Annotated in this window: 15 protein-coding genes and 1 tRNA gene; 7 read left to right on the top strand and 9 right to left on the bottom strand. The window is 65.9% G+C overall.

Annotation, left to right across the window (positions count from 1 at the left end):
• Positions 1 to 43: 43 nt before the first annotated feature.
• The 8 genes from ASC48_RS10770 to tsaD form a co-directional block, all read right to left on the bottom strand.
• Positions 44 to 1,210, bottom strand: a complete 1,167-nt coding sequence (locus ASC48_RS10770) for a M20 aminoacylase family protein (protein ID WP_055455869.1) — start codon at positions 1,208 to 1,210, stop codon at positions 44 to 46.
• A gap of 175 nt (positions 1,211 to 1,385) precedes the next feature.
• The gene (locus ASC48_RS10765; protein WP_055455757.1) at positions 1,386 to 2,045 is read right to left on the bottom strand and encodes a class I SAM-dependent methyltransferase; all 660 of its coding nucleotides are present in this window, start codon (positions 2,043 to 2,045) and stop codon (positions 1,386 to 1,388) included.
• Between the two features lie 30 nt (positions 2,046 to 2,075).
• Positions 2,076 to 2,501 carry an EVE domain-containing protein gene (locus tag ASC48_RS10760; protein ID WP_072242594.1) on the bottom strand — a complete coding sequence of 142 codons (426 nt, stop codon included), beginning with the start codon at positions 2,499 to 2,501 and terminating at the stop codon, positions 2,076 to 2,078.
• 2 nt (positions 2,502 to 2,503) lie between these two features.
• A complete protein-coding gene (locus ASC48_RS10755) occupies positions 2,504 to 2,794 on the bottom strand; it encodes a YciI family protein (RefSeq protein WP_055455756.1) in 291 nt (96 codons plus the stop codon).
• Positions 2,795 to 2,891: 97 nt separating this feature from the next.
• Positions 2,892 to 3,896 (bottom strand): NAD(P)H-dependent glycerol-3-phosphate dehydrogenase, encoded by a 1,005-nt coding sequence (locus ASC48_RS10750; protein WP_055455755.1) that lies wholly within the window; start codon positions 3,894 to 3,896, stop codon positions 2,892 to 2,894.
• A 3-nt stretch (positions 3,897 to 3,899) separates the two neighbouring features.
• The gene (locus ASC48_RS10745) at positions 3,900 to 4,361 is read right to left on the bottom strand and encodes an NUDIX hydrolase (RefSeq protein WP_082440086.1); all 462 of its coding nucleotides are present in this window, start codon (positions 4,359 to 4,361) and stop codon (positions 3,900 to 3,902) included.
• A 50-nt stretch (positions 4,362 to 4,411) separates the two neighbouring features.
• The gene (locus ASC48_RS19540) at positions 4,412 to 4,624 is read right to left on the bottom strand and encodes a DUF2384 domain-containing protein (protein ID WP_141658921.1); all 213 of its coding nucleotides are present in this window, start codon (positions 4,622 to 4,624) and stop codon (positions 4,412 to 4,414) included.
• Positions 4,625 to 4,653: 29 nt separating this feature from the next.
• Positions 4,654 to 5,742: a tRNA (adenosine(37)-N6)-threonylcarbamoyltransferase complex transferase subunit TsaD gene (gene tsaD, locus ASC48_RS10740; protein WP_055455754.1), complete on the bottom strand. Its 1,089-nt coding sequence runs from the start codon at positions 5,740 to 5,742 to the stop codon at positions 4,654 to 4,656.
• A 187-nt stretch (positions 5,743 to 5,929) separates the two neighbouring features.
• On the opposite strand from tsaD, the gene hemC reads away from it, so the two are divergent.
• The 7 genes from hemC to ASC48_RS10705 all read left to right on the top strand — a co-directional run bounded on the left by hemC (position 5,930) and on the right by ASC48_RS10705 (position 15,263).
• On the top strand, positions 5,930 to 6,853 hold the full coding sequence (gene hemC, locus ASC48_RS10735; protein ID WP_055455753.1) for a hydroxymethylbilane synthase: 924 nt from the start codon (positions 5,930 to 5,932) through the stop codon (positions 6,851 to 6,853).
• Between the two features lie 8 nt (positions 6,854 to 6,861).
• Entirely contained in the window at positions 6,862 to 7,560 is a 699-nt protein-coding gene (locus ASC48_RS10730; RefSeq protein WP_055455752.1) for a uroporphyrinogen-III synthase, read from the top strand.
• A 124-nt stretch (positions 7,561 to 7,684) separates the two neighbouring features.
• The gene (locus tag ASC48_RS10725; protein ID WP_167345133.1) at positions 7,685 to 9,601 is read left to right on the top strand and encodes a COG4223 family protein; all 1,917 of its coding nucleotides are present in this window, start codon (positions 7,685 to 7,687) and stop codon (positions 9,599 to 9,601) included.
• Positions 9,602 to 9,627: 26 nt separating this feature from the next.
• Complete coding sequence (locus ASC48_RS10720) at positions 9,628 to 11,406, top strand: heme biosynthesis protein HemY (RefSeq protein WP_055455750.1); 1,779 nt, start codon at positions 9,628 to 9,630, stop codon at positions 11,404 to 11,406.
• A 398-nt stretch (positions 11,407 to 11,804) separates the two neighbouring features.
• Positions 11,805 to 11,880, top strand: a tRNA-Thr gene (locus ASC48_RS10715).
• 517 nt (positions 11,881 to 12,397) lie between these two features.
• A complete protein-coding gene (locus tag ASC48_RS10710) occupies positions 12,398 to 13,312 on the top strand; it encodes a hypothetical protein (RefSeq protein ID WP_208975658.1) in 915 nt (304 codons plus the stop codon).
• Positions 13,313 to 13,487: 175 nt separating this feature from the next.
• On the top strand, positions 13,488 to 15,263 hold the full coding sequence (locus tag ASC48_RS10705; RefSeq protein ID WP_055455749.1) for an SLC13 family permease: 1,776 nt from the start codon (positions 13,488 to 13,490) through the stop codon (positions 15,261 to 15,263).
• A 20-nt stretch (positions 15,264 to 15,283) separates the two neighbouring features.
• On the opposite strand, the gene ASC48_RS10700 is transcribed toward ASC48_RS10705, so the two are convergent.
• On the bottom strand, positions 15,284 to 16,072 hold the full coding sequence (locus tag ASC48_RS10700) for a crotonase/enoyl-CoA hydratase family protein (RefSeq protein ID WP_055455748.1): 789 nt from the start codon (positions 16,070 to 16,072) through the stop codon (positions 15,284 to 15,286).
• Position 16,073: the final 1 nt, after the last annotated feature.

The following is a 16,073-nucleotide window of genomic DNA, read 5'->3' as shown; positions in this document are numbered from 1 at the left end:
GCGTTCCGGAGCCGGGGCAGGCGATGTCAGATGCGCGGCAGGATCAGGCGGCGAGCGCTTTTTCCACCAGCCGCACGAAATAGGAGCTTCCGGACGGGATCAGCCCGTCATTGAAGTTGTAGCGCGGGTGATGCAAGCTGGCGCTGTCGCCGTTTCCGGCGAAAATATAGGCGCCCGGGCGCTCCAGCAGCATGTAGGAGAAGTCCTCGCCGCCCATCATCGGTTCGGTCTCGCGCTGCACCCGCTCAGGTCCGGCGATTTCCTCGGCGACGCTGACGGCAAAGTCCGTCTGGTCATCGTGGTTGGCGGTGACCGGATAGCCGCGGCGGAATTCGATCTCGGCCGTGGCGCCATAGGCGGTGCACAGGGCGCTGACGATCTCGTTCAGGCGCCTCTCCGCCAGATCGCGCGTGGCATCGGTCAGGCTGCGGATGGTGCCCCGCAGGGTTGCCGTTTCGGGAATGACGTTGAAGGCCGTACCTGCCTCGAAGATCGTGACGGAGACGACCACCGAATCGAGCGGATTGACCGCGCGGCTGGCGATGGTCTGCAAGGCGCTGACGATCTGCGTGCCGGTAATGATCGGATCGACCGTCTCATGCGGCTTGGCCGCATGGCCGCCGCGCCCGGTGATGGTGATGCGGAACTCATCGGTTGCGGCCATGATCGGCCCCTTGCGGATGGCGAATTCGCCCACCGGCAGGCCGGGCAGATTGTGCAGGCTGTAAACTTCATCGATGGCCCAGCGGGTCATCAGCCCGTCGTCGATCATGGCCTTGGCGCCTGCGCCGCCCTCTTCGGCCGGCTGGAAGATGACCACCGCCGTGCCGTTGAAATTGCGGGTTTCGGCGAGGTATTTCGCTGCGCCCAGCAGCATGGAAGTGTGGCCGTCATGGCCGCAGGCATGCATCTTGCCCGGCGTCTTCGATGCATAGGGCAGGCCGGTCATCTCTTCGATGGGCAGGGCGTCCATGTCGGCGCGCAGGCCAATCACCCTGCCAGCGCCGCCGTTCTTGCCCCGGATCACGCCGACAACGCCGGTCCTGCCAATGCCGGTTACCACCTCGTCCAGCCCGAAGCTGCGCAGCAGGTCAGCAACCTTGGCGGCTGTGCGGACTGTCTCGTACATGATTTCCGGGTTTTCATGGAAATCACGGCGCCAGCTGGCGATTTCATCGGCAAGATCGGCAATACGGTTGACGACCGGCATGGAAGGCTCCTCGGGGGACTTGATGCTGCCGGTTCGGGCCGGCAAAGCAGGTTTTCTTGCCAGAATGGTCTGGCGGAAAGGGATCTCTATAGGAGGGGTTGCCTGCAAAAAGCGCAAGCTGCTTTATGCGGCGTTGCAGCAGAGGCTGTTCGCAGGCGCCTTTGGATCAGGCTCCCTAGGCTGGCCGGAAGCGGTAGACGCTGGTTTTCTTCACTTCCGAATCCTCAAGGCTGCGGCTCACCGGTACCGTATAGGTGGCCAGATGCTCCAGCCTGTCTTTCGGCAGATAGGAGCGGCCCGGATCGCCGACGAGAATCAGGGTGCGGGCCTCGTCCAGCTGGTCGAGCCAGGCAATCAGCTTGCGCGACATGGGCAGCTCGTAGAACACGTCGCCGCAGATCATCAGGTCCGTCTGCGGCGGCGGAGTGCCGGTGATGTCGCCCAGCTCCGTGAACAGACGGACGCCGTTGAGCGCCGCATTGAGGCGGATGGCCTCGATGGCAAAGCGGTCGATTTCCACGGCCGTCACCGAAGCGGCCCCTGCCATCATCGCGGCGATGCCGACAATGCCGGAGCCGGCGGCAAAATCCGTCACCGTCTTGCCTTGCACCAGATCCGGATTGTCGAGGAGATAGCGCGCCAGCGCCTGCCCGCCTGCCCAGGCAAAGGCCCAGAACGGTGGCGGCAGGCCGATTTCACCCAGTTCATCCTCGGTTTTCTGCCACAGGTCCATGGCTTCGCTGGCGAGGTGGAGCCGGATTTCGCTGGCATGCGGGACGGCGAGCACTTCCGTGTTCGTCTCGATGAAGTGCTTCGGGTCTGCAATGCCGGTCAATCCGGTCTCCTGAACTGCGGGAAAAGGGAATCAGACGTTCGGATCGAGCCCGCCCATCTCGCACACCAGTTTCCATTCCTCTTCCGTCACCGGCTGCACCGACAGGCGCATGGAGGTGACGAGGGCCATCTGGGCAAGGCGCGGTTCGGCCTTGACGGCGGCCAGCGTGACGGGTTTCGGCATGTCGCAGACGGCGCGGAAATGCACGCAGTCCCAGCGCGGATCATCCGTCGTGCTGTCCTGCGCGATGCCGCTGCACACTTCCGCCACGCCAACAATCTCCTTGCCGATGTTGGAATGGTAGAAGAACGCCCGGTCGCCCAGCGACATGGCACGCATGTTGTTGCGGGCCAGATAATTGCGCACGCCCGTCCATTCCTCGCCCGCAGCGCCCTTGGCTTTCTGCATTTCCCAGGACCACACGTCCGGCTCGGACTTGATCAGCCAGTATTTCACGGTCACTGCGCCTCCGGGTTCTTCATCACCCAGTTCCACGGGCGGATCTCGACGGAGGCAAAAAGTCCGGCGCGGGCATAGGGGTCTTCCTGCGAAACGGCGAGGGCCTCGTCCCGGTTCTCCGCTTCGATGATGACGAGGCTGCCGGTCATGTTGCCGGCGTCATCGAGAAAGGGACCAGCCGCCTTCAGGCGGCTGCCCATGGCCTTGAGAAATTCCACATGCGCCGGGCGGTTGTCGAGGCGCGTCTGCAGTGCGCCGGGCTTGTCGGTGCAGATCAGGGCATAAAGCATGGAAGAACCTCCTGTTTGGGCCGCAGGTTAGAACATTTGACGGTGGAATGAAGCGGCAAAATCGCCGGGGTTCACGCAAATCTTGCGGCAGCCTGCGTCAGGCTCCGGCCTCGCGCCGCAGCGGGCGGCTCATCAGCCGGTTCAGCGCCTCGTCAATGGTCAGCCGGGCGGCGATCACATCGGCCACCACCTTGCAGACCGGCAGATCGACCCCGTGCCGCTCGCCCAGTTCCACGGCGATTTCAGCGGAAAACACGCCTTCTGCCAGCTTTTCGCCCGCGTTCAGCAGGTCTTCCGCCGTACGGCCCTCGCCCAGCTTTTGGCCAAAGCTGAAGTTGCGGGACTGGGTGGAAGAGCAGCTGAGCACCAGGTCGCCAAGGCCGGAAAGGCCCGTCAGCGTCTCCGGCCTTGCGCCCATGGCAAGGCCCAGACGTGTCAGTTCGGCAAAGCCGCGTGCGGTGAGAGCGGCCTGCGCCGAGGCGCCGAGCTTGCGCCCCGCCACCGCGCCGCAGGCGATGGCCAGAACGTTCTTCAGCGCCCCGCCCACCTGCGTGCCGATGATGTCACTTGAGGCATAGGGCCGGAAGCTGGCGGAGGCGAGCGCCAGCGCCAGCGCATCAGCCATTGCGCCGTCACGGGCGGCAACCGTTACGGCCGTCGGCAGGCCGCGCGCCACATCGGCGGCAAAGCTCGGGCCGGACAGCACGGCCGGATGGGCCTGCGGCAGCACTTCGGCCAGCGTGCCGGTGAGAAGGTTACCGGTGCCCTTTTCGATGCCCTTGGAGCAGAGCACCACCGGCGTGCCGGGGCGCAGAAGCCCTGCCAGCGGCGTCAGCACGGCCCGTGTGGTCTGGGCCGGTGTCACCAGCAGGATGGCATCGGCCTTCGCCGCTTCGGTGATGTCGCCGGTGGCCGTCAGAGGCTCGTCGAAGGTGACGCCCGGCAGATAGGCGCTGTTGGTCTGGCGGGCGCGGATTTCTGAAACAAGGGCGGGATCGCGGGCCCACAGCAGGACGGACCGGCCCGCACGCGCGGCAGAAAGCGCCAGCGCCGTACCCCAGGCACCGCCGCCCAGAACGGCAATGGTCTCGATCCCGGCCATGGTCTATCTCCCTTGCAGGCGCTGCCGCAGCAGGCCGATCTGTGCGCCGAAGCCCTCGTAGAACACGGCAGGGTCCACCTCGGTGAACAGATCCTGCCAGAACAGGCGGAAGCGGATCGGATCGCCGCCATCGCACGGCGTCATTTCGTAGTGTTCCCACTCGTCCTTGAGAATCGCCGGCACCGTGGCGTGAAAATGGCGGCGCTTGTGCAGATCACGCCCCCGGCCATTGTCGAACACGTGGTCCTGGTCAGCGAGGTGATCAAGGGCGCCGTCCAATGTCAGCCCGGTTTCCTCGAAGAATTCGCGCCTCGCGCCGATGAGGTGGCTCTCGCCCGGATCCAGCGTGCCGCCGGGCACTTGCAGGCCGATTTCCGGCTGATCCGGCTGGGTAAAAACCAGCAGCTTGCGCCCGCAGGTGAGGTAGACATAGGCCTTGTGGCGCACATGCATGGCAGTATCCATCCTTCAAAACCGCCCCTGCCTAGCAACTCCGGATGGAGAAGGGAACCGGGTTATGAACATGCGCCGCGGTCTAAGTTGTCGAGATAGTCCCATATGGCGGAAGACTGCCCCGCCTTCACGAGCGCTTCCGCTGTCCTGCCATCGAAAGCTGGAATGGGGCAGGAACGATACCAGTGCAGAGCCTCAGCTTCTCCGCCTGCCCATGTCTCGATGCGGGTGAGAATATCCTCTTTCGCAAGATCACCACTCTGGGTCTTTGCCATTTGGTGCCTCGTTCAGAGCCTTGATGTTCTTAAACCTTAGCGCCCTTTTTCCCCGCGCCCAGCAGACCGGCGGAGGTCTCGTCGAGAGGCCAGCGGGGGCGGGGGGAAAAGGACATGCCGTTGAGGGAGGCGCCCGTGCGGCGGGCTTCCACCATGTGCTCGATCCCGGCCCAGGCGATCATGGCGGCGTTGTCCGTGCACAGCCGGGCCGGAGGGGCGATGAAGCGGGCTCCGGCCGCATCGGCGGCAGATGTCAGCGCACGGCGGATCTCGCCATTGGCGGCAACGCCGCCCGCCACGACGATTACGGGTTCCGCCCCGGCAAACCGCTCGCGGAACAGGGCAAGGGCGGCGCGGGTGCGGATGGCCAGCACGTCGGCAACCGCCTTCTGAAACCCGGCGCAAAGGTCGCAGACGGTCTGCTCGTCCACCGGCTGCAGTTTTTGCGCCGTGGTGCGCAGCGCCGTCTTCAGCCCGGCAAAGGACATGTCGAGGCCGGGCCGGTCCATCAGCGGGCGGGGCAGGGCAAAGCGGCCGGCATCACCGCGCGCGGCCATACGCTCCACCGCCGGGCCGCCCGGATAGGGCAGGCCGAGCAGCTTGGCGGTCTTGTCGAAGGCCTCGCCGATGGCATCATCGATGGTGCTGCCCAGCCGCTCATAGGCACCAATGCCGGTGACCAGCAGGAACTGGGTGTGCCCGCCCGAAACAAGCAGCAGCAGATAGGGGAAGTCCAACTGGTCGGTGAGGCGCGCCGTCAGGGCATGGCCTTCCAGATGGTTGACGGCGATGAGCGGCTTTCCCGCAGCCATGGCGATGGACTTGGCCGTCATCAGCCCGACGATGACACCGCCGATGAGGCCGGGGCCCGCGGTCGCGGCCACCGCGTCGATGTCATCGAAGCTGACGCCAGCTTCCGCCATGGCTTCGGCCACGATCCGGTCCAGCACGGCGATATGGGCGCGGGCGGCGATTTCCGGCACCACGCCGCCGAACTCGGTGTGCTCGTCAATCTGAGAGCGGATGACGTTGGAGAGGACTTCGGGCGTCTGCGGCCCGCGCACCACGGAGGCGGCGGTTTCGTCGCAGCTGGTTTCGATGCCAAGAACTGTCAGCATGGGGTCCTGCCCGCCGTCGCGGCTGCCGTGGTTTCACGGGCTTTGCCGGTGTCTCAAAAGGTGCTCCGGTGCCCCAATCCGGCCCGCCCCGTATAATCCGGGATTGTGCCGCCTTGGACAATGGCGCTAGAGAACCTATTGTCATCATGAATTCAATGGTCAGCCCCTAGCACCCGGATCCTTCGTCTTGCAATCGAAACCTTTGCGCATCGGAACGCGTGGCAGTGCCCTCGCACTCGCCCAGGCCCATGAAACCCGTGACCGGCTCGCCGCCGCCCATGGCCTCAAGGAGGACGACTTCGAGATTGTCGTGATCAAGACCTCGGGCGACCAGATCCAGGACCGGCCTCTTTCGGAAGCGGGCGGCAAGGGCCTGTTCACCAAGGAAATCGAAGAGGCCCTGATCGAGCGGCGCATCGATCTGGCCGTGCATTCCTCCAAGGACATGCCCACCGTGCTGCCGCAGGGGCTGGCGTTGACGGCCTTTCTGCCGCGCGAGGACGTGCGCGATGCCTTCATCTCGCCCAAGGCCAAGCACCTCATGGATCTGCCGCAGGGCGCGGTGGTGGGCTCGTCCTCCCTGCGCCGTCAGGCGATGATCAAGCGCCTGCGCCCGGACATCGAGGTGGTGATGTACCGGGGCAACGTGCAGACGCGGCTGAAGCGGCTGGAGGAGGGACAGGTGGATGCCACGCTTCTGGCCCATGCCGGCCTGCGCCGCCTTGGCCTTGCGCATATCATCACCAGCCTGCTCGATACGGACGACTTTCTCCCCGCAGTGGGGCAGGGCGCCATCGGCATCGAAAGCCGCATCGATGACGAGGCGACGCTGAAGCTGCTCGCTCCCATTCATGACCGTGACACGGAAATCCGGCTCACTGCCGAACGCGCTTTCCTGGCGGTGCTGGATGGCTCCTGCCGCACGCCGATTGGCGGGCTGGCGGAAGTTGACGGGAACCGCCTGCGCTTCCGGGGCATTATCCTGCGCCCGGATGGAAGCGAGCACCATGCCGTCACCCGCGAGGGCGGAGTTGACGATGCCTTCGAGCTTGGCTGCGAGGCAGGTCAGATTCTGCAGTCTCTCGGTGGTCCTGCCTTCTTCCGGTACTGAGGTTCCTCATGCGCATTCTCGTCACCCGGCCCTATCCCCATTGTGCCCGAACCGCCGCGCGTCTGCGCGACATGGGGCATGAGGTGATCGAGGCGCCCGCGCTGGAGATCGTGCGCCGTGCGCCGGACGAGATCGATCTCGGTGGTGTCGATGCGCTGGCCATCACCAGTTCGCAGGCCATTGGCGCGCTGGCGGGGCACCGCCAGCTGCCGGAACTGGCGCGCCTTGCCGTCTATACGGTGGGTGCACGCACGGCGGCGGCGGCGCGGGAACTGGGCTTCACCTCGGTGCTGAGCGCCGGCGGCGATGCCAGGGATCTGTCGCGCCTGATCGAGGCCTGCCACGGCAGCGGCGATATTCTCTATTTTGGTGCGCGGGACCGCTCGGGCGATCTGGAAAAGCACTTGGCCGCCGCCGGGATCGGCTGCCGCCTGATCGAGGTCTATCAGGCCGATCCGGTCGCCAGCTGGCCGCATGAGGTCAATGAGGCACTGGTAAAGGGCGAGATCGACATTCTGCTCGCCTATTCCACCCGTTCCGCCGAGGTCTGTGCCAATCTGCTGCGCGGCCTTGCGCCTGTCATGCTGCCGCGCATGGTGGCGCTGTCGGCCAAGGCCGGGGCGCCGCTGACGGCGCTGGGGCCTGTGGAATGGGCGGAGACGCCGGACGAGGAGGCTCTGTTCCTGCGCGCCTTAAACCGCTGTTAACTGGCTGGGTGGCCTGCTCGCGCCGGTTAGACATCATGTCACGCCGGGTCAGCGGTTCCTGCCCTGCCGGTATTGTGTATAGTTGATGGCCCTGAAGCCGGTCATGCCACAGGAGGAAGAGGTCATGGTTTCCGAAAAGGACAAGCCCGGTCAGGGCGCCAAAGGCTCCGAATCTGCAACCGGCCCATCTTCGTCCGGCGCGGCAGGCGGCTCCCGCCGTCCGGTGACCATCGATCTGGTGCCGGAGAAGGTGGAGGCCAAGGGCGAGGCGAAGGCGGAAGCAGCCAAGACCGCATCTGCCAGGACCGAATCTGCCAGGACCGGGGCAAAATCCGGAACCACACCCGAAACGCCCAAGACAGATGCACCGGAAACGCCCAAGGCGCCTGCAAAGGCGGCCGGGCCCACACCGGAATTCCGGTCTTCCACGGCTGCCGCAGAGAAGCCTGCGGCTGAAGTTGCCGCCGGTTCTGCCAATGAGCCCGCAGGCACAGGCAAATCCGGGGCGGGTAAGGACACCTCTCCGGCCAAGCCAGCCGCTGTATCCGCAGCCTCTGCCGCACAGGCGGGCCCGGCTGCTGCCAGCCAGAGCGCGGCCGGTGCCGCCAAGCCGTCGGCCGCTTCCGCAGCTTCGCAGAGCCCGGCAGGCCAGGGTCCGGCAAACCAGAATCCGGCAGGTCAGAAGCCTGCTGGAGCCAGCGCTTCCGGGCAAGGCGCTGAGCCGGGCGCTGCATCCGCCTCGTCTTCTGCCACGGCTCAGGCCGGGCGGGCGCCGTCTTCATCGCAGCCACACCGGCCGGCGGCTGCCTCCATCGGTTTCGGTGGTGCGCTGGCCGCCTCGCTGCTGGTGAGTGCCGCCGTGTTCGGCGCCGGCTACGGGCTCAATCTGGCAGGCTACCTGCCACTGCGCGCCGGGCTCAGTGCAGAGGTTGCCGAACAGGCGGCGCTGGACGCCACCCGTCTCGACACGCTGGAGCGCCGCCTTGCCGAATTACAGGCTGCGGCTCCGGCTGAAGGTCAGGCACAGGGTGGTGCCCAGCCTCCCGTCCCGGAGGAACTGGCGAGCCTCGATACACGCCTGACCCAGACCATTGACGCCCTGCGCGGTGATACGTCCTCGCGCCTTGCCGAGCTGACCGGCCAGCTGGATGCCCTGCGCGGCAGGGTGGATGGCATGGCCGCCACCGCACCTGCGGAAGGGGATGGCGCTGCCCCGGCTGCAGCTGCTCCGGCAGGTAATGTGGAGCTGAGCGCACGGCTCGACAGCATGCAGCAGGCCATCGACGGCCTGTCTGCTTCTCTGGCCGCGCTGCAATCGGCTGCCACCAGCACGGAAGCGGCTATCCGCATGGTCTCCGACGCGCAGGGGCGCAATGCCGGCACGCTGACCAGCCTTTCGGCGGAGCTGACAGCCGCCACGGAAGAGAGCCGCAAATCCCTCGACGCGCTGAAGGCTGAGGCTGCTGCGCTGACCCAGCGCCTTGCTGCCATGGAAAGCACCACGGGCGATGCCACCGCCCGCGAAATGGCGGCGCGCGCCGTTGCCGTCTCGGCGCTCAAGACGGCGGTGGATGCGGGCAAGCCCTTCGAGACGGAACTGGCCGCCTTGCGCGCCAGCCTGCCTGAAGGGGCGGACATTGCCCTGCTGGAGAGCCATGCGGCACAGGGCATTGCCCCGCAGCAGAAGCTGATGGCGGAGTTTGCCCCGGTTGCCCGCGCCATCCATGCCACATTTGCCAAGCCAGCCGAAGACGGGTCGATCCTGGGCAGCCTGACCTCCAGCGCCGCGTCCATCTTCACCGTGCGCGGACCGGGCGATGCCAGCGGGCAGGGGCCTGAGGCTGCTCTGCGGCGCATGGAAAATGCCGTTGCTGCCGGGGACTTGCCTGCCGCGCTGGCCGCTTATGACGAACTGCCGGAAGCGGCCAAGGCAGCGGGCGCGGACTGGGCCGATTCGGCCCGCGCCCGTGTGGCCGTTGATGAGCTTACGGAAAAGACTTCGAAGGACGTTCTCTCCAGCCTCGCCCGCAAGGGCAGCTGACCCGACCCGCAGCCCGGAGGACTGGCATGATCCGCGTTTTCGTCTTCTTCGCCGCCCTGTTCGCCGCCGCGCTCGGGTTCGCCTGGCTCGCCGATCTGCCGGGCATGGTCTCCGTCACCTGGAATGGCTACATCTGGGAGCAGCCGCCGGCCACCGTGGCTGTGGTCGTCATTCTGGGGCTGGTGCTGTTCCTCGCAGCAGTCTGGCTCGGCCTTACTGTGCTGCGCTCGCCGAAGATTGCCAGCCGTTTCTTCCGCCGCCGCCGCCGCGACCGGGGCTATCAGGCCCTGTCCTCCGGCCTGCTGGCGCTGGGCACGGGCAACGCAAAGCTTGCCCGCAAGCATGGCCTTGAGGCCGGCAAGCTGCTGCCCGGCGAGCCGGCCGCCCAGCTGCTGATCGCGCAGGCCGCGCAGATGTCCGGGGACCGGGACGAGGCACGCCGCCGCTTTGAAAGCATGCTGGAAGATCCGCGCACCCGTGTTCTCGGTCTGCATGGCCTGTTCATCGAAGCTGAGCGTGAAGGCGCTTCTGCAGCGGCCCGCCACTATGCCGAGGAAGCGCTGCGGGCGCAGCCCGGCCTCGACTGGGCCGGACAGGCGGTCCTGGGCTATCAGGCCGTTGCTTCCGACTGGGAAGCGGCCATTGCCACCCTGGACAAGAACTACACCGCCCGCCTCATCGGCAAGCCGGCCTACCGCCGCCAGCGCGCCGTGCTTCTGACGGCAAGGGCCCTGGAGCTGGAGGACAGCGATCCTGATCAGGCCATGCAGCTCGCCCGCGAGGCCCATGGGCTGGCCGCTGATCTGGTGCCCGCCGCTGCCCTCACCGCCCGCCTTGCGACCCGCAAGGGCGATGTGCGCAAGGCGGCCAAGGTGCTGGAAGCCACCTGGCGCCTGTCACCGCATCCCGATCTGGCTGAGGCCTATGCCCATGCCCGCATTGGTGATGCTGCTGCCGACCGGCTGAAGCGGGTGAAGACGCTGGCGGCCCTGCGCCCAAACACGGCGGAGGGTGCGCTTGCCATTGCCCGTGTGGCGCTGGATGCCCGTGACTTCGCCGAGGCTCGCGCCCAGCTGAAAAAGGTGCTGCGCTCCGAGCCCACCCGTAATGCCTTCCTGCTGATGGCGGATCTGGAAGAAGCCGAAAGCGGCGACAAGGGCCGCATGCGTGAGTGGCTCGCCCGTGCCGTGCGCGCGCCGCTCGACAAGGCGTGGATTGCCGATGGCGTTGTGTCCTCCGTCTGGTCGCCGGTTTCGCCGGTCACGGGGCGCCTCGATGCCTTCGTCTGGGATACGCCGCCTGCGCCGTCCGGTGCGCTGGCGCTGGACCTGCCCGATGAGGCCCTGTTCGACCGCCCCGGCCTTGCCGCGCCGCAGGAGGCAGCCGCAGAGGCTGCCCGCCCCAGTGGCCCCTTCGACATGCCCGTGCGTGCGCCCAAGCCGGAAGCCGGGGGCGAACCGGTGATGGACCTGACACCAGAGCCTGCCGCAACACCTGCCATAACACCGGCGGAAGCGCCCGGTGAGAAGCCTGCCGTCAAGCCGGCCGGGGCTGCTGCGGCAACCGTCAACGGCGCTGCTTTCCCCCAGCCGGGCAAGCCTGCCGCCGCACCGGCTTCTGCCGCAGCCGTGGCGCCGGCTGACGTGATCAACCCGGCGGCAAGCCAGCCGGTGGATGCGCCGGCGCCGGACAATGCGGGCAGCCCCGTCCGCCCCGCCACCTATCCCTTCCCCCGCCTGCCGGATGATCCGGGCCCGGATGCCGCCGACGACGTACCTCTGCCCAAGCCGAAGTTCGTGAACTGAGGCGGGGAGCAGCGCTGCCCCACGCACCGTCCCGGCCTTGTGCCGGGACCTGTGAGGGACGCACCGCTACCGCATCTTCCGGATGCTGGTCGACCCGCGCTTTATCTGGCCGTAACCCTCTGGCGTGGAGTGAGTGCAAGGCCCCCGGCCTTTGCGGCAGCAATCCGCCTGATCGTCTGTGGTGCGCGTCCTGCAGCAGGCCGTCAAACTCCGCCCGCAGCCGCGCGGATGCTGAAGCATTCACAGGCGGGAAGGGCGGTGACAATCTTGCAAGAAAGCCTCTTGCATCCCCGCCCCGCCTCCGCTATCAAGCGCGCACCACCGCACCAAGCGGTGCCGGTCTCCGCGCCTTGCGCCGGACATCATCCGCAAGAGCTTCAACCGCTCCCACCGGATAAGCCGCTGTAGCTCAGTTGGTAGAGCACGTCATTCGTAATGATGGGGTCGTAGGTTCGAGTCCTATCAGCGGCACCACTTCTTTCCAGTTTGATCGTATTGTGAATGTGAGTTCGATCTTGTTTTGCGGTTTGCAGACAGGCGGTCACACAGCAGATTCACGGCTTCTTTGAAGCGGGTGATCTGGAGAAAGCGGCAACTTGTAAGGAGCTTTCACAAGTTCGAACGAAGTCCCGCTCTTCTTAATGTCCGGTGCTCTCGCCGAGGTAAGCGCTGCAGGCAAATGCGCGGCCGCGTTTACGGCCGGTGCCGGCAGCGCCAGTTCTTCAAACAAGTCAAAGGCAAGACGGAAGCAATGGGGTGCCGTTAAGGAAGGGATCACCGATGCGGGAGAAGGCGGAGCTGACGCTTCCTCCTGCTCCGGGCCGGGATATCTGACTGACCTTTGGGGGAAGCGTCACCCCCCTAACCTGCCAAACACCACCGCCCATTTGCGCCGCAATCTTGACCTTGCTGCCTTGACAAGGCCATGGTTAACGCCTGTGTGCCGGGTGTGATTCGGCAGGGCTTTCAGGGCTGCCGGGCGGAGGGGTGTTTGGGCGAGACGGGAACCATTGAGCTTGCGCGGCGTGCGGGGGCCATGGGGCTGGCGGTTCTGGGGCTCGCCGGGGGGCTGACCGTGTTCAGTGCCTTCACGGTGCTTGTCTGCCTTGGCGGGGCGGTCGGGCTCCACACGTCGCTGCCGCGCCGCAAACCACCCACAGGGGCGGTGCAGCCGCGCTGGAAACCGTCGATCTTCACCTCTGATCTCATCGGTTTTGCCATCGGTGTGCCGTTGTTTACTGCGGCTTTTGCCGGTGCGGGGCTGGTGCCGGGCAGCGCCGGACTGTGGTTCCTGCTGCTGCTTCTGCCCGCCGGTCTGTCGATCCCGGTCTTCATGATTTCCGTGCGGCAGGAAACCTCCTGGATCCGCTTCTTCGGCAATGGCTTCGAGGTGACGGAGCTCGGCCGTGTCATCCGGGTGCGGTATACGGATCTTGCCCGTGTCGAGCTGAAGCTGCGCAACGTGCGCGGCGCGCTGGACTGGGCGGCGGCCATGCTGGGGGCTGAGAAGGCTGTCGTGCTGCTGGGCGGCTCCGGTGAATCCACGGCGCTGACCTTCCGCCGCAAGGATGGGTCCACCTTCATCATCTCCACCGAGGCAATCCCGGATCTGGAGCGCATCTTCATCGACATGGACCGTGCCGGCATTGACCTGCCTGCAGGCCTGTCAGAGCGCGGCAAGCGGCGCATCCGGCGGGTGCGCGAAAAGCGTTATGGCAAGGTTGCCCCCAAGGAAAGCTTCATGCCGCTGCCGCCGGAGATGCCGCGCACCGTGCGCGAGGGGCTGGAGCTTCTGGCCCGTCAGCGTTCTGGACAACGTTCCGGGCAGCTGTCAGGGCAGCTCTCCGGGCAGCAGGCCGGTGCCTCCGGGGCGCAGGTGCAGACAAGCTCACGGGCGGGCCTTTGAAGAGGGCGGCGTTTTCCTTGCGCCAGCGGAGAACTGCATTCTCCGGGAACCGCCCGCCGTGGCATGGCATTGCTATGCCTGTGAAACAGTTGTCCGGCGGTTGCTTCAACGCAAGCGCTGCCGGTGCTAGGCTCCGCCGTCGAACCTGCGGCTCTGAAAGGCGCGTTGTCCGAACATGACACTTGACCAGTTTATCGTCTTCGCCCTTCTTGGCCTCGTTCTCTTCAGCTTTTTCAAGGAAATATATCCGCCGGAGGTGACCGCCCTGGCAGGCACGGCCGTGCTTCTGGCGGTCGGCATCATCGACACCAAGGAGTTTCTGTCCGTCTTCAGTTCCGGCGCGCCGATCACCATCGCCATGATGTTCATCCTCAGTGCAGCTCTGGAGCGGACCGGCGTTCTGCAGGTGATGGGCGACTGGCTCGGCGCATCGGCCAAGGGTTCCTATCTCAGGGCCGTCTTCATCATGATGGTGATGGCCATCATCGCCTCGGCCTTCATGAACAACACGCCCGTGGTCATCCTGCTGGCGCCGGTGATGATCGCGGTTTCGGCGCAGCTGGGCTCTGCCCCGTCGAAGTTTCTCATTCCGCTGTCCTATGCGGCCATTCTCGGCGGCACGCTGACGCTGGTGGGCACCTCCACCAACATCCTGATGAGCGGCATCACGACAAAGGCCGGGCTGCCGGCCATCGGCATGTTCGAGATGACGGGTATCGGCCTTGTCTTCGCCGCTGTCGGCCTTGTCTACATGCTCTTTGCCGTGCGCTATCTCCTGCCTGAGCGCCAGTCCATGGCAGGCGTCCTGGGGCAGGGCGGCTCGCGCCGCTTCATGGCGCGGCTGCTGGTGCCGGCGGGCTCGCGCTATGTGGGCAAGACACTGAGTGAACTGCCTTTCACCAACAGCCAGAGCCGGGTGGTGGACGTGCTGCGCGGCGAACAGTCACTGCGCAACAGGCTGGACGGCATCACCCTGCAGGCCGGTGACCGCATCGTGGTGAAGACCGGTACGGGCGAGATTCTGGCGCTGAAGGAAGACGGGCAGATCGAATTCCGCGATGTGTCCGACCAGGGCTTCGAGCCGGTTGCCGCCGATCAGAGCATCACGCTGGAGGCCAGTGTCGGCCCCAATTCGCGCCTGATCGGGCGGCTGCTCAATTCGCTGGACCTGCGCCGCACCTATGGCGTCTATGTGATGGCCGTGCACCGGCAGGACCGCAATATCTCCAAGGAAATCAACACGCTCCGCCTGCATTTCGCCGATACGCTGCTGCTGGAAGGGCCGGCCGAAGGCCTGCAGCGGCTGGCCCAGAGCGAAGGGCTGATCAACCTCTCTGCCCCGCAGGAAAGCCCGATCCGCCGTCAGAAGGCCCCCATCGCCATTGCGTCCATTCTGGGTGTCATGGTTCTGGCCGCGCTCAATGTGATGCCCATCGAGGGGCTGGCGCTGATCGGGGCGGTCCTCGTGATGATGACACGCTGCATCGAGCCGCAGGATGCCTTCGATTCCATCGACTGGAATATTCTCTTCCTCATCTACGGCATGCTTGGCTTCAGTATCGGAATGGAAAAGACCGGGGCTGTGCAGCTGGTGGTGGATGGGGTGATGCATGTGCTGGGCCATGCCAGTCCGATCGTCATTCTGGCCATGGTCTATGTGCTGACTTCGGCGCTGACGGAGATGGTCAGCAACAATGCGGTGGCGGTGCTGGTCGGGCCGCTGGCCATCTCCCTGGCGCAGCAGCTGGGGCTTGACCCCCGGCCCTTCATCATGGCGGTGATGTTTGCCGCCAGCGCCAGCTTCGCCACGCCCATCGGCTATCAGACGAACACCTTCGTCTATAGCGCCGGCGGCTACAAGTTCCGCGACTTCATCACCGTCGGGCTGCCACTGAACATCATCTTTGTCTTTGTGGCCATGGTGGCCATCCCCCTGTTCTTCCCGTTCTGACTTGAAGAGCAGCGGGAAGGTCAGGCCCACGCCGGCTTGCGCTTGTCGAAGAAGGCGGAGATGCCTTCATGGGCTTCGAGGTCTTCCCAGCAATCGGCAAGCTGGCGGATGGTGTCTTCGATCACAGCATCTGTGACTGGCGTTCCGAGCGAGCGGGCGAGGCGCTTGGCGCGGGCAACGGCGCCGGGCGCTGCGGAGAGATAGGGCTTCACCTCGCGCTCGATAGCGGCGTCAAGCTCTTCAGGCGCAACGGCCCGGGCGGCGAGGTCCAGCGCCACGGCCTCCTGCGCATCGAACAGCCGGGCGGACATGAACACGCGCCGCGCCTTGCCCTCACCCATGCGGGCCAGCACATAGGGGCTGATGGTGGCCGGGATCAGGCCCAGGCGGGTTTCGGTCAGGCCGAATTTCACGCCTTCCGCTGCAATGGCCACGTCGCAGACACTCATCATGCCGATGCCGCCGCCGAAGGCCTGACCCTGCACACGGCCAATCAGCGGCTTGGGCAATTCGTTCAGTGCCTTCAGCATCAGCGCCAGCTTGCGTGCCTCGGCCATGCGGGTGGCGCGGTCAGCGGTAAACTGCTCGCGCATCCAGTCGAGATCACCGCCCGCGCAAAAGCTTGCACCTTCGCCAGTGAGGATTACCACGCGCACGGTGCTGTCAGCGGCAAGCTGCGCGGCGGCGCCGGTCAGGTCGGCAATCATCTGCGCCGATAGGGCATTGTGCTTGTCCGGGCGGGCGAGCGTCAGCGTGGCAACGCCGCGGGCATCCGTTTCAAGGCGGATGGTCTCGTAAGTGCCGCTCATT

The sequence above is a fragment of the Pannonibacter indicus genome (assembly GCF_001418225.1).
GTDB classification, from domain to species: Bacteria; Pseudomonadota; Alphaproteobacteria; order Rhizobiales; family Stappiaceae; genus Pannonibacter; species Pannonibacter indicus.
Note: the sequence above shows the minus strand (reverse complement) of the source record. Positions and strands in the feature narration are given on the sequence as shown.

Bases quoted from the DNA above. Each gene is read 5' to 3' on its own strand.
- ASC48_RS10770 (WP_055455869.1), bottom strand. From the start codon at position 1,210: ATGCCGGTCGTCAACCGTATTGCCGATCTTGCCGATGAAATCGCCAGC.
- ASC48_RS10755 (WP_055455756.1), bottom strand. From the start codon at position 2,794: ATGCTTTATGCCCTGATCTGCACCGACAAGCCCGGCGCACTGCAGACG.
- ASC48_RS10750 (WP_055455755.1), bottom strand. From the start codon at position 3,896: ATGGCCGGGATCGAGACCATTGCCGTTCTGGGCGGCGGTGCCTGGGGT.
- ASC48_RS10745 (WP_082440086.1), bottom strand. From the start codon at position 4,361: ATGGATACTGCCATGCATGTGCGCCACAAGGCCTATGTCTACCTCACC.
- ASC48_RS19540 (WP_141658921.1), bottom strand. From the start codon at position 4,624: ATGGCAAAGACCCAGAGTGGTGATCTTGCGAAAGAGGATATTCTCACC.
- tsaD (WP_055455754.1), bottom strand. From the start codon at position 5,742: ATGCTGACAGTTCTTGGCATCGAAACCAGCTGCGACGAAACCGCCGCC.
- ASC48_RS10730 (WP_055455752.1), top strand. From the start codon at position 6,862: ATGCGCATTCTCGTCACCCGGCCCTATCCCCATTGTGCCCGAACCGCC.
- ASC48_RS10725 (WP_167345133.1), top strand. From the start codon at position 7,685: ATGGTTTCCGAAAAGGACAAGCCCGGTCAGGGCGCCAAAGGCTCCGAA.
- ASC48_RS10720 (WP_055455750.1), top strand. From the start codon at position 9,628: ATGATCCGCGTTTTCGTCTTCTTCGCCGCCCTGTTCGCCGCCGCGCTC.
- ASC48_RS10705 (WP_055455749.1), top strand. From the start codon at position 13,488: ATGACACTTGACCAGTTTATCGTCTTCGCCCTTCTTGGCCTCGTTCTC.
- ASC48_RS10700 (WP_055455748.1), bottom strand. From the start codon at position 16,072: ATGAGCGGCACTTACGAGACCATCCGCCTTGAAACGGATGCCCGCGGC.